This window comes from Synechococcus sp. MIT S9452 (genome assembly GCF_047304245.1).
Taxonomy (GTDB): Bacteria; Cyanobacteriota; Cyanobacteriia; order PCC-6307; family Cyanobiaceae; genus RCC307.
The window spans coordinates 878,167-891,487 of the sequence record NZ_CP138956.1; the positions used below are offsets into that span (position 1 = coordinate 878,167).

The 13,321-nt window shown below is 56.8% G+C and carries 10 protein-coding genes; 1 reads left to right on the plus strand and 9 read right to left on the minus strand.

What is annotated here, in order from left to right; genetic code table 11:
• Positions 1 to 99: 99 nt before the first annotated feature.
• Positions 100 to 4,104, plus strand: a complete 4,005-nt coding sequence (locus SIB46_RS04445; RefSeq protein ID WP_413297331.1) for a hypothetical protein — start codon at positions 100 to 102, stop codon at positions 4,102 to 4,104.
• A gap of 67 nt (positions 4,105 to 4,171) precedes the next feature.
• Here the strand turns inward: SIB46_RS04445 and SIB46_RS04450 are convergent, their stop codons facing one another.
• The 9 genes from SIB46_RS04450 to SIB46_RS04490 form a co-directional block, all read right to left on the minus strand.
• Entirely contained in the window at positions 4,172 to 4,663 is a 492-nt protein-coding gene (locus SIB46_RS04450; protein WP_413297332.1) for a hypothetical protein, read from the minus strand.
• The gene (locus tag SIB46_RS04455; protein ID WP_413297333.1) at positions 4,660 to 5,334 is read right to left on the minus strand and encodes a hypothetical protein; all 675 of its coding nucleotides are present in this window, start codon (positions 5,332 to 5,334) and stop codon (positions 4,660 to 4,662) included. The genes SIB46_RS04450 and SIB46_RS04455 overlap by 4 nt, the downstream gene beginning before the upstream one ends.
• Positions 5,334 to 5,798 carry a hypothetical protein gene (locus SIB46_RS04460; RefSeq protein WP_413297334.1) on the minus strand — a complete coding sequence of 155 codons (465 nt, stop codon included), beginning with the start codon at positions 5,796 to 5,798 and terminating at the stop codon, positions 5,334 to 5,336. Before SIB46_RS04460 ends, SIB46_RS04455 begins: the two co-directional genes overlap by 1 nt.
• 18 nt (positions 5,799 to 5,816) lie before the next feature.
• Complete coding sequence (locus tag SIB46_RS04465) at positions 5,817 to 7,133, minus strand: MotA/TolQ/ExbB proton channel family protein (protein ID WP_413297335.1); 1,317 nt, start codon at positions 7,131 to 7,133, stop codon at positions 5,817 to 5,819.
• 61 nt (positions 7,134 to 7,194) lie between these two features.
• Entirely contained in the window at positions 7,195 to 7,479 is a 285-nt protein-coding gene (locus tag SIB46_RS04470; protein ID WP_413297336.1) for a hypothetical protein, read from the minus strand.
• 88 nt (positions 7,480 to 7,567) lie between these two features.
• Complete coding sequence (locus SIB46_RS04475) at positions 7,568 to 8,686, minus strand: HlyD family efflux transporter periplasmic adaptor subunit (protein ID WP_413297337.1); 1,119 nt, start codon at positions 8,684 to 8,686, stop codon at positions 7,568 to 7,570.
• Positions 8,687 to 8,758: 72 nt separating this feature from the next.
• A complete protein-coding gene (locus SIB46_RS04480; RefSeq protein ID WP_413297338.1) occupies positions 8,759 to 11,770 on the minus strand; it encodes an ABC transporter transmembrane domain-containing protein in 3,012 nt (1,003 codons plus the stop codon).
• A 69-nt stretch (positions 11,771 to 11,839) separates the two neighbouring features.
• Positions 11,840 to 12,583 carry a hypothetical protein gene (locus SIB46_RS04485; protein ID WP_413297339.1) on the minus strand — a complete coding sequence of 248 codons (744 nt, stop codon included), beginning with the start codon at positions 12,581 to 12,583 and terminating at the stop codon, positions 11,840 to 11,842.
• A gap of 34 nt (positions 12,584 to 12,617) precedes the next feature.
• Complete coding sequence (locus SIB46_RS04490) at positions 12,618 to 13,310, minus strand: ParA family protein (RefSeq protein WP_413297340.1); 693 nt, start codon at positions 13,308 to 13,310, stop codon at positions 12,618 to 12,620.
• Positions 13,311 to 13,321: the final 11 nt, after the last annotated feature.

The window sequence follows — 13,321 nt, forward strand, 5'->3', positions numbered from 1 at the left end:
GGATTCAATTCCATCGGCAACTTTGAACTCAAGGATGCCCTCAGCAATCAGTTCCCTGGCCTGAACAACGCTTCAAACGGAACTAGCAACGAAATCAGCTTGGCCGTCAACGAATTACAGCAAGCAGTTAATCAACTCGAGAACGGAGGCATCAACTCAATCAGCAGCGCTGATATTCAATCCGCACTGCGCAATCAGTTCCCTGACATAGAAAACTCTCCTGCTGCAGCCAACGACGCCATGTTTGAGCTGCAGGCAACCATTAGTGATCTAGAGGAGGGCGGATTCAATTCCATCGGCAACTTCGAACTCAAGGATGCCCTCAGCAATCAGTTCCCTGGCCTAAATAACGATCCCTCTCCAGAAGCCACTAGTGCTCGCGACGCACTGCAGCAAACCATTGATCAGCTTGCAAACGGCGGCATTAACTCCATCAGCAACGCTGAAATTCAAACTGCCCTGCGCAACCAGTTCCCTGGTCTCGACAGCTCCACAACGGCAGACGATGCCCGTTCAGAGCTGAATGCAGCGATCGATGAACTCAACACTGGCGGTATTAATGCCATCCAAAGCGATGACTTGCGCGATGCATTGCTTGAGCAGTTCCCTCAACTGGGACTGAGTTCTCTACAAACAGAAATCACCCAAAAGATGGGAGATGCAGCTCAGAAGCTGGGTACTAGCAGAACAGTGAGACAGTGGGATCTGACACCACCGGCCGACTCGATTGAAGTCAATTACAGCCTGGAGAGCTCCACCGGCCAATCAACAACACAATCGTTTGTTCTCAACATCAACATTGATAGTGATGCTCAAAGCGTCACAGGAGTCACGGCACAAACAAACCCAGCTAACGCCAACGAACAAGCAGTTGACCTGACTGTGACTTCCGATGGCTCGTTGACGTTCAGCGGGAGCTTGGCGACTCCTCCAGAGTCTCTGTTCCTGAACTACAGGGACAAGTCAACCAATAACGATGCCAGTGGCGTTCTTGAACTCAGCGGCGGTACTGACATCAATGCCTTTATCCGCGAATTCAAGCTCGATGGCAGCACAAACACTGCTTCTCAGGCCACTGAAAGCTTCCAGTCAGCTGTTTTTGATGCCACTGCCAACACGCTGACACTCACACTCAATACCGGCGTAAGCAGCGATCTAACGGCACCCATTGCTGATGCCAATGGACTGACCTTTGCTGATGTGACGATCGACACCTCCAGCGAACTGGACACCAGCTCGCTATCCGTTGGCCAGTTGGTTGCCTACGGAGTTGTTGGTGGTGCTGATGCCAACTGGAGCTTCACCAACGTCACCAAAAATGAAAGCAATCAACCTGTGCTTCCGACTGGCTTCCCAGATGCGGATGACACTTCAGGCAAAAAGCTCTACGCAGCGAGTGCCACAAGCACCATCAGCCTGAGAGATCGCTTCATCGTTACCCAAACTGCAGATGAGGCCACCAGGGTTCAGGCCCTGCAGGATCAAATTAATGCGCTGAATACGACCCTCGATGGCATCAACAGCGGTGAGCTGATCCCCAAAACAGATCTACTGGCAGCCAACCCCAACCTCATCGATAGCGATGGCAAGGTTGACCTCACCAACTTGGCTGCGGCTATGCCCAATAGTGGCAATGAGCTGCTCAAGGGCGCAGACGATCCCAACGTCAATGAAGTTGCTGTGCAGATCGGCACAAACGAAGTTGCCATCGATAAAGAGGAGCTGGGCGAACTGCTTGCAGTCAAGAAGGAGACCTACAAAGAGGCCCTAACCGCTGGTTTCACCAGTGCAGAAGCAGGTACTGCCGCACAGATCAAGACGATTGCAGCAGCGAAGGAATTCGGCGTGAATCTCAGCGCCGATGCCAGTGATACCGAGGCCAAAGCGGCGGCTGAATCATTCGACAAGGTCGCTCAGGAATTCCTCAAGGCCGGTGTCACGGTGGCTGATGTGCTCGAGTCCGGCGATACAGAGCTCATCGAGCAAACCAAGCAATTGGTGAGTGACCCCAATGCAGCAGCAGCTGCTGCTGCTGCACGCGAGAAGCTCGATAACTACGTCTCGCCGTTTGGTGGTGTGGCCACCGTCACAGCACTTGACATCATCAAGCTGGCTACTAAAGCCGGACGCGCCCTCGATGGCGGCACCACCATCACGGATGTGGATGTTCTTGGTACCGATGATCTCTCGGAGACCAACGCAGCCTTCATTGGTGCTTTGGATGGAACCATCCAAGGAGCAGAAGGAGAAGGACTTAAGTTCAGCGCCGATAGCAAGGCGATGGTCTTTAAGTTCGAACTCAAAGGTGCAACACAAGCCAGCAAGACCATCAGCTATCTGGCCAGCGGCGAAGACATCTACTTAAAAGATGGCGCTGGCAACTACATCAAGGATGCCGCCGGGAACAATCAACTTATTGAAGCTGCTCAATCTGAGAATGCAGGTTTCGGGCCAGATGCCGACGGAAATGCAAAGTACGACAAGTACCTCAAGTACGTGTCTCACTACGACCTACTCCAGTACGGCGCAACTGAAACCGGGGACAAAGACGAGCAGGGCAACATGCTCTTCAGCTGGGATCTCGCTGCCACAGAAGTCGACCCAGCCAATGCAGGTCAGATCAGATCCAAGGTGCGTACCGCTGATGGTGCTGCACTCACCACGCTCACTGGCCAGGTGATTGATCGAGCCGGGTGGTACGACTTCACCCAGCAAGGCGGTAGCGGCGATGGCGCCCGCTACATCGAAAATGACGCCGGACGAATCGTTGGCGTGGAGTTGAACTTCACGGCCAACAAATTCGGCGACAAGGCACCCGACGATGACTTCATCACTGACCCGGGTGCCACCGTTGGCACTGAAACCATTGGTTCAGCTCCGACTCCAACGGCAGCTGCAGCGACGCTGGAACAGCGGCTCGAGGTTCAAACCGAAACCCAAACCCAACTCCCGCTGCAAAACCAGATCGTGCGGGAGACGCCCAACATCGTCAGCAACGCTCAGCCGCAGGATCCACGCCTAACCGGTACTGGCATCGGCCTCGATGCCTTCTACGGCGATGACATTGGTGTTGATGACTCCGGCGATGGCATCGCTGCCATGAACATCGGCAGCGGCGTGGGCCCAGGCGAAGCACTGCAATCCACCTCCAGCGGCCAAGGCGATGGCGAAATGAGCCTCAGCCAAGCTCTCAACACCTTCCTTGGCGAAGGCGAAGGCCAAGGCACCTCCGACACCCAAGGCCAAGCCAAGGGTCAAGGCGCAGAAGGCCAAGGCGCTGGCACCGGCGGGGATGCCGCCCTTGGGGAAGATCAATCCCCCGACACTCAGCGCAAGCGCGGCCTGCTGCTGCAGCCGATGATGAAGGCAGCGGAACAGGCCCAAGAGGCAGCCTCCAGCTCCAAGCTGCTGAAAAACCTGTCAGAAGGAACCCTGCTGGGCACCAACCTGCTCGATGCCCTGGCACTCGGCGCTGGTGTTCTTTACGCCCTCTATGCGCCCAAGGCGGTGGAGACCAGCCGCAAGGGTCTGCGCGGCTTGGTGGATCGCTTCCGCAACCAGGTCACCGGTGGCGGCGTCAAGATCCCTGAGAAGCAAGTGCTCTCGGTGTTTGCGATGCGCATGGCCAACGGCAGCGAACGCCTGGTGGCCGCCAAGGTGGGCATGGGCACCATGGAAGTGGTGGCCCAGCAGGATCTGCCGGCCGATGCTGGTGTCAACAAGCCCGGCAGCCAAACCCAGGTCGACTACGCCGTCAAGCAGCTGGTCAACAAGCTGGGCGAGCGCACCAGTGATGTGTTGCTGATTGGTCCGCAACTCAGCAACCAGCGCTCACTGCTGGAGAACATCGCCGGTGAAACCCGCAACCTAGAAACCAGCAGCTTGGTGGAACGCATCAAGCAATGCAGCAGTGAGGAGATCAGCCAACTGCGCGCTTGGCTCGATAAGCCCTCCAGCACACCTCCAGAAAGCAGCCCCGTCTATCAGCAGATGATGGGCCGCATGGAGAGCTACGGCGGTGTCTTCAGCCAAGAGCAAGCCTCGATGGCGTCGCTGATTGAGCTCAGCATCGCCCTGGGCTGGAGCGGAAGTGAGGCCGGCTAACCCCCGGCCTCACCCCACCAGGGGCACTGGCGATGTATTGAAACCAAGCAAGGCTCAGTAGGTCGCTTTAAGCGGCCTGCTCGTCAGGTTTGATCGGGCAGTGCTCAACAATCAAATCCATGATCAGCGTGGTGCGATTGGGCTGCGCCTGAATCGCAAAAGCTTCCTTCTCGATATCCCACTTACGACTGGAGTAATTGCGATAGAGGGTGTTGAACACAGCCCGATCGACTGCATAACCAACCGGAGGCCGATAGCCAAGCGGCTTCATCTTGCCGGTCTTGCAGGCTTGAACGGCATGCACCGCTTCATGCACAAACGTTTGCGGCATGATCCCCATCGCTTCAGTGATCGGATGCACCCAAATGGTTTTTTTCTTGGAATTCGCCATCCCATAGATGCCCTTGCGGGGCGGGGCCTGCAGCAAGACTGTCCAACCGCGTTGCTCTAAAGCATCAGCGATCGGCTGCAAATTCGCAGGAAACGCCAAGGCCGGCTTGAATGGCGCCAGCAGCGCCAAGGCCAAAGACGAACGGATCGCAAAGCTGATTCGGCTCATTGGACCATCAAGGCGCGGCCAGAATTGCCCCAAAAATAGATCGGATCTCCGGCATACCAAGGCTCCCAACCCAAAGGAACCTCATGCTGAATCGCTTTGGCTTTGATCTTGCGATATTGATCAAATCCTGTTTTCTCCAAAACAATGAACAGGGCTTCTTTGTTTTCAGACAGCCCCTTCATGAAGGCATCCAGCCGCTCAGGGTTGTTCTTGATCTCCGCCGCGGAAATCGTGGGCTGACCCGCCGCGCGAATCAAGCCATTGGCATGGGAGATCTCCATGCTCACTTGGCCGATGTTTTCATTGCGGGCCCAGCCATCAAGCTGAGCGTTACAGAGCTTTTGCTCAGCCGGCAGCAACTGCTGACAGCGGCGCACTTCTTCTCCGCGCTCACGGTCGAGCTCTGTCATGCGAGTGACGGCAGGCTGCAGGTCCCATAAACCATTGGCCGAGACCTGCACCAGATGAAACGAGCGGGTGCTCTTTTTGCTCATCGGCGCTTGGATATTCAAGGCGCTATTAGCCGCAATCACCCCGGTGAGCGAACCCACCAACGCCATCACACCCACAACGTTGGAGAGGATGTCGAGCAGGCCATCGGTGGACCCCTCAGGCACCCAACCTTTGCGCTTGCGGCGGTTCTTCAACAGCAGATCACTGAGGCGCGGCATTAGTTCATGCCTCCGTTGGCATCAGGAACAATGACCTTGAGATCAGGTTCCAGCGGCTCATAGCCCACCATGATCTTGCGTAATTCCGCCTTGGAGCGAATTGCTTCAAAATCGACATAGCCCTCCGGGCGCACACCTATCACCAAATATTGCTCGGAATTACGGGACGCAATGCGATCCAAAAATGCTTCCACCGCATCATCACCCGTTCGCACGGTGCGGCGTTGCTGGGGGCCAATCAGCTCCAGTTCGCCTTCGCCATTGACCAAGATGTAATTGGCCTCACGGCCTTGGCCCGCGCCTTCGGCTGGCAACAACTGAATCGCTTGCACGCCAGGGCGAATCTGCAGCGCCGAGATCACCATCATCAAGGCCTGCACACCAATGGTGGCGGCCATGATGTTCATGAACGAGAACAGGCTGACGCCTGGTGCTGTTGATGAGCGGCGGTGTCGACGTGCCATGGATGCGCTGGCCCTCGCTTACCAGAACCAACGACGGCGGCGCGGTCGTTCAATTTGCTGCAGCTGACCATTAAGTTGTTCGATCGCTTGGCGCAACTCAACCAAGGCCTGGAGCTGATCCATCTGCTCCACTTCGGTAAAGGTGCGACCTGAAGCGCGCTCCAAACGAGTGAGCACAGGATCGAGATCTTTCATGGTTTGGCCAAGATCACCGGCCATCGAATCCATGCTGCCGCGGATCACATCGGCTTGATCTTGCAAGCTCAAACGTGCTTCGGCGATTCCTTCCACCGAATCACGCACCAAATTGGTGAGGGGCGCCAATTTCTCCACTGTGGCCTCGGTGAGGCGTTCGGCATAGGCCTGAGCCGGCTCCACCAACACCGATGGATCGGGCAGATGCTTTTCAAATGCGTCATTGATCATGATCCCCAGCTCTTCACTGGAGAGCCCGGTGAGTGATTCCAAAGCACTTTCACTGGCGGGCTTGCCGGCTTTGCCGCCACCGCCGCCAAAGCCGCTGGGCTCCATCGCACCGATTTCACCTTCACCCAATGGGCTCAGGGCCATCACCGCTTCACGGATGAAGCCGTCGATCTGATTGAGCAGACGTTCCTCGCGGCGCTCCACCGAATTAAGCGGGAAGGCCATGATCACCGAGATCACCAGGGCCAGATAGGTGGTGTCGAATGCCGTACCCAGACCACTGGTCACCTGGGTCAGGCCATTTTTGAGGCCCTCAACGTTGTCGGCATTGCCGAGCACCTCATCAAAGGAGCCCACAGCACTGGACATCCCGAGCACAGTGCCGATGAAGCCCAACAGGGGAATCGCCCACAGCAACACCTTCGGCAGGCTGTAGCTCTGCTGGACAGCCAACTCAAACAGATCGGCATCGTTATCCGCCGAACGCTCCAGCTGGAAGGCAGAACCTGTTTCGGTCCAAACATTGAGCAAGCGCAACACGCGCTTGCCCACCAGCGATCTGGATTGCTGGCTTTGGTTGGTGATCGCATCAAGATCCCCCGAGCGGATCAACGGCGTGAGCGCTAGATCAAATTGCTTGGTTTTACGGCTCTGCTGCTGCAGCAACTGCCATTTGCTGAAGATAAAAACGGCCAGCATGCCGCCCATCACCAAACAGACCACCTGGGTGGGGCCGCGCTGGTGCAAAAACTCGTGAAACGGAAACCCAGGCGGACTGGTCAGCAACCACAGCACCAAACCAATCACGCCACCGGGGACAGCCCAACGAATCAGCTTGGGATTGAGGTCATCCCCCTCACCAAGACTGACCGGTGGAGCCGAAGCACTCCCCATACCCGGCAGGTTCATCGCTGATGGGCTGGCAATCATGACGCGTAGATGTGCTGGTTAATCAAGTCGTTGCTATCGATCAAGCCGACTTCGCGGCATCCCATTCCTTCCACTCCACTTCCACTTCACCAACGCCTTGGCTGGTCGGCGGCGGAATGCGGTTGAGCATGTCGTTGGGTAAGCCCAAACGCTCGAATACCACCTTGCGTTGATCGGTAGGCATCGAGGCAAAGGAGCGCACCACCTCGCGCACCTTGAACTCGCTGTAAACCAAATTCATCAGCTCTTCCTGGTCAGCAGGATCCAACTGCTGAAACCAAGCGAGGAATTTGGGCAGGCGTTGACTGAGATCAGAACTGGTCATTGGAGAGGCGAAAGCAATTCGGAATCAACAAGAAGAAGAGGATCAGCTCATCCCGAAGGCGGCGGCAACGACAGGCGGCGGATCACGATCATTTGCTCGAGCGAATACTGCGCAGGGAATCCAACGCCTTCTGGATGGCATCGGTGAGCAGCGAGATCACGCGCTTATCACGCAGCACCAAGTTGGCTTGAACGCTTTGACCTGGGCTGACTTTGTATTCCCTGCCATCACGCTCCAGGAACTGCTGATCCAGTCCGATATAGGCGGGGAACCTGGCTTGAGGTGAGGTTTGATCCGGCGGAAGGGGCAAGGTGCCCACCGACTTCAACTCACCCTCGATGGCGCCAAATTGGGTGTAGGGGAAGGCATCCACCCGAATCTGGGCAGGCATGCCTGGCTCGAGGAAACCAACATCGCGGTTGGTGATGAACACCTTGGCCTCCAGCGCCCCGCCAGGAACCACCTTCACTAGGGTTTCTCCCGCTGAGGCGGCATAGCCCGGGCTCGAGGGCACCATGCCGTAAACAACGCCATTGACTGGCGACACCAGCACTTCCTTGCTGCGGGTGTCATTGACTTCCACCAGCTGCCGCTCCAGATCAGCCAGCTCGCCAAGGGACTCCTGCTTCATCTTGAGCAGCTGAGCCTGCACTTCCTGCAAGTTGGCTTTGGCCTGGGCTATTTGCGATTGCAGTTGTTCAATGCTGTTTTTTTGCTTCAGCACCTGCATCCGCTGAATCCCGCCTTGAGCAGCCAAGGGAACGATGGCGGCATAGATCTCACGCTCAGTAGCCAAGGCCCTTGAAAGGCCATCCATCCGCTCCTGCAAGCTTTGCTCCCGCGCGCGGAATGATCGGGTTTCTTCGGTAAAGCGATTTTCCTCCAGCTCGTATTGCCGCTCCAATGTTTCTTTGCGCTTTTCCGACACTTCGGTGTCCATGCGAATCAGCGCTTGGCCGGCCACGACCTCTTGGCCCTCAGTCACCAAAATCTCTTTGACCATGCCGGCAAACGGCGCTTTCAAAGGGCGTTCAGCGCCCAACGGCTGGAGTTCACCAACAGCCAAGACCACCTCATCAATTTTGGCAAAACAGGCAAAAACAAAGGCAAAACTGGCGCTGCCAATGATCGTCCAGGCCAGGGCGCGGCTCCAGACCGGAGCAGGCCGCAAACGCACTTCCTGGGGATTCAGGGGGCGAACAGCCAAGCTTGACGGCTTCGCCAGGGCGGAGGATTTTTTGTCAGCTTTTTGGGGGAGGTTTTTATTCATTGTTTTGGCTTAAACCTCCTGCTGGTGATAGAGGGTGGCGTAGCGACCATCCAGCTCCATGAGGTCTTCATGGGTGCCCTGTTCAACCAAAGCCCCTTGATCCATCACCAAGATGTGATCAGCAGCCTTCAAGGAAGCAAGCCGGTGGGTAATAAAGAACACCGTGCTTCCTTTGTAGAGCTGCATGAGATTAGCAGTTAATCGCCGTTCAGTATCAACATCCAAGGCACTGGTGGCTTCATCCAACACCAACAATCTTGGTTTGCGAATAATCATCCGCGCAATCGCCAAACGTTGGCGTTGGCCGCCGCTCAAGCCAGCACCACGTTCACCCACCGAGCTGCTGTAACCCGCTGGCATGGCCTCGATAAATTCATGAGCGCAGGCCACCTGACCGGCCAAAACAATTTCTTCAAAGCCAGCATCTGGCCTGGTTAAAGCGATGTTGGACATCACGGTTCCGTCAAAAAGCAAGCTGTCCTGGGGCACAACGCCGATCTGAGCGCGCAACGAATAGAGATCCACCTTGCTGATGTCGTTGCCATCAATCCGAAGACTTCCCTCTGCTGGTTCATACAAACGGGTGAGCAGTTTTAACATCGTGCTTTTGCCAGAGCCACTACTTCCCACCACGCCAACAAAGGATCCAGCCGGAATCTTGAAGCCAACATTCATCAGCTGCATCTTGCCAGTTTCACCAAAGCGGAAGCTGACGCCCGAATACTCCACTTCACCAACAATGGGGGGGATCGGAGGTTTTTGATCACCCGTAAGTTCCAGCTCCTGGGGATGATCAACAATGTCAGCCAAGCGCTCCAATGACAGAGCGGTTTCTTGGAAGTTCTGCCACAGGTTGGCCATGCGCAGCAGCGGGCTCGTCACGTAGCCAGCCAAGATGCGGAAGGCGATGAGTTGGCCCAAGGTCATCTCGCCTTTGAGCACCAAAGACGCACCCACCCAGAGCACCAATAGACCAGACAGTTGCTCTAAAAACTGACTCGCTGATGCTGCAGCTGTGCTGGTAACGACATTCTTAAAGCCCGATTGAATTTGGCCGCCGTAGAGCTGCTGCCAACGCCAGCGGCTATGCACCTCCATGCTTTGGCCTTTGATGGTTTCCATCCCGCCAAGGGTTTCCACCAAGTGGCTTTGCACTTTGGAATTGGCCTCAGCCTGCTGCCTGAGCTGCTTACGGATCACAGGAGCAGAGAAGAACGTGACGCCCACAAACAGAGGCACCACCGCCAAAGCCCAGAAGGTGAGCTGCACGGAATACAGCAGCATCACAGCGATATAAATCACCGCAAATACCGCATCCAAAATCACCGTTAAGGCGGTGCCTGTGAGGAAACGGCGAATTTTCTCGAGTTCATTCAGCCGGCTGCTGACTTCACCCACCGGTCGATCGGCGAAATACCCCAGCGGCAACCGCAGCAGGTGATCGATGATCGTGGAACCCAAGGAAATATCAATGCGGTTGGTGGTGTCAGAGAACAGATAGGTGCGCAACGACGACAGCACCGCTTGCGCTAACCCCATGCCCACCAGCAAGGTGCCGAGCACATTGAGGGTGCTGACATTGCCCTGGCTGATCACCGCATCGATGATTTGCTGAATCAGCAAGGGATTCAGCAAACCAAAAAGCTGCACAAAAAAGCTGGCCAGCAGCACTTGAATCAGCACCGACTTGTACTGCTTCAACGCCGGCACGAACCAGCTGATGCCAAAGCGCTTGGTGGGCGTTTGTTGGCTGCGCTCAATGCAAAGCACCGTCAACAGCCCCTCCTCATCGCGCTCCTCCAAGGAGGCAATCGGGCGCAGGCCTTGCTCAGCGATGGGATCACCCACCAACACCTGCCCGCCTTGATCGCTATCCCACAGGATCATTGGGCCATAGGGGCCCATGGTGATCGCCGGAAATTGCAGGCGGGCCAACTGCTGATCATCAACATTCAGCTGGGAAGCCCGCAGGCCCATCACATCAGCAATAGCCGCCATCTGCAGCAAGCTGATGCCGGAACCGTCTTCATTGCGGTTGAGCTGATCCTCCAAGATCCGCTGCAACACGTCTTTGCGGAAGGGCAAATCGAACTGGCGGGCCAACATCCGCAACACAGCCATGGGTATCCCCACGGGCCCTTCACCTTTGAGGTGGGGGAAGCTGCCGTCATCCGCTAGACGGCCATACCAATCCTCCAGAGCATCTTGCTGACGCTCCACCACCACGATGGCGGAGGAGCTTTCCTGCCAATCAGGCTCCAGCAGCTCAGCTTCGGTGCGAACCGGCTCGATTTCGCCACTATCGGGGGAGAGCACCATCACCGATGGGCTTTCCATCGGCGGTGTGGCAGCCGATTTAGCCAACAACCTTGCCGGCACTTGGCCGCGAATGTTGAGCTTGGCTGGTCCCAGCAGCTCTTCTCCGGGCGCAGCACCAGCAATGTTGCTGCTGCTCACCAGCCAAGGCCCCCAATCGGAGCCGAACTGGTGCTCGCCGGGAGGCAGCAACAGCACATGCTGCTGATCAGAGGCTTCCTCGAGTTGATTGCTAGCCCAATCCCGCAGGCTGCGCCGATCAGGGGTGCGCGGCGCGGGGCTATCGGCCGCCACCGCATACAACTCCTCCAACGATGGCTGGGCCAAAGCCAGTTGCAGACTTGGATATTCCCGCACCACCTCCAAAAAGGTTTGCTGCGGGATCAGCCACAACTGGCTGGGCTGGGAGGCCGCTAAGGCTTGGCCGGCCACACCCCGCAGCAAACCCACATCACCGGCACTATCACCAGATCCAAGCCGGCGCAGCGTGAAAGGCACATCCTGCTCATCAAGAGCCAACAAACGCATCTGGCCTTGGGCGACCAAGGCCACACCAGGCGGCAGGCAGTCGTAGTCGTAAAGCTTTTGCCCAGGCCGGAGCTGAAGCGCCTGCAGGGATTCGGCCAACTTGGCCTGGGCAGCTTGCGGCAAGCGCGAGTACGGAGCCCACGAGGCAATGAGCTTGAGAGCCAGCGTGAGCTGCATTCAGTGGGCGCCGAAACCGGGCAACTGGAGCGCCGAGTTTATCTTTCCTTCCATTTTCGTTCCTAGCGGCTATGCAGCTTTTGCATCGGTTGCTGGACGCATTTCCCGCTGCAGCCACTCTTCACCAAGCTCCAACACCAACTGCTGCTTCAGGCCCTGGTTAAACACAACCGGCAGCAACTGATCGAGGCGCACGATGCACCAACCCCCCTCCGCTTCTTTTGGGGGCCACAGCTTGCCCGGGGTGCTCACACGCAGCAGCTCGCGCAGCACCTCAGGCACCTCACCGAGAGGAACAGGTCCGTGCTGACCAGAGGGCACAGCCGGCTTGGCCGCATTCATCTCTGCTGCAATCTGCTCAAGCTTGCGCTCCCCTTCGCTGAGCTGCAAAAACAGCTCATGGGCCAAGCCCTCATCAGCAATCCACAGCAGTGAATAGCTGACGCGATCCAGCTGGCTCTTGCGCTTAAGGAACAAGGTGGAAGCTTGCCCTTTAAATCGCTGCTCACAAAGCAGCTGCCAGCGCAGTTGACGTTCTGCCCGGCAGATCAGATCGGCTTCGCTGAGCCCCTCAGCCTGCAGCCACTGCTGCACGGCCTGCTGAGTTTTCAGCTGCCGTGCAGCCAGGAACAACGGCACCGCCTGCTCTTTTCGCTCATCGCTCAGCTCTGGCTGGCCTTGCAGCAACAGATCCCGCTGCTCTTCGCGTTGCACCAGCGATCCATAGCCCCACGAGCTCAGACGCTCGCCCAGCGAAGCCGATGTGGCCGAGGGCAGACCTCGCGGCGCAGAACCACCCTCGACAGCACTCAAAAGCCCAGGCCTCAGGTGAGCCTGAATTTAGGACTTAAGCAACTTGCCGCTCTTCTAATGGCGTTGTGTCCCAGCCAATGGGGTGCATTGGAATCACCTGCCCGCGCTTAGGCGCAAGCTCAGCAATCTCCTCGCAAGCCTTGGTGTAGGCATGCCAACCGATCATGCGACGAGGATCAGATTTACCTGCCGCAGACACCGCTTGATCCACGGTGACGCCAGCATTTTCTGCTTTTTCAAATGCAGCCAGCAGGGGGATTTGAGCGCGCAGAACCGAAATACCTGCAGCTTCCAGTGCTTGGCGAATCTCGCGGGCCGCCTTGGCTTTACGCGAATCAACCTTCACCAGCAAGGCAGCAAAGGGAACATTGAACTGCTTGAGATGCTCGGCCATCTCCAGGGTCAATTCCAATGAACGGGTCTGAGCTGCGGTGGGAAGAATGATCACATCAGCGCCATCCACCAAGTTTTTGATTTCTTCTTGGCTGCTACTGGCTTGACCATCAGTAACCACCACCTCGGCATACCGGGTGGCCTTGGCCGCCGCTTCAATCGGAGCCACTTCAAAGTTCAATAATCCGCGGGCGCCATAGGCACTGGCTGAGCGATTGCGATCGGCATCAACCATGACAACTGATTGATATTGATTGGACCAAATCGCCGCCAAATGCACGCTTGTGCAGGTTTTGGCAACACCACCTTTCTGACCGAAAACTGTTACGAACATCACATCCCGCC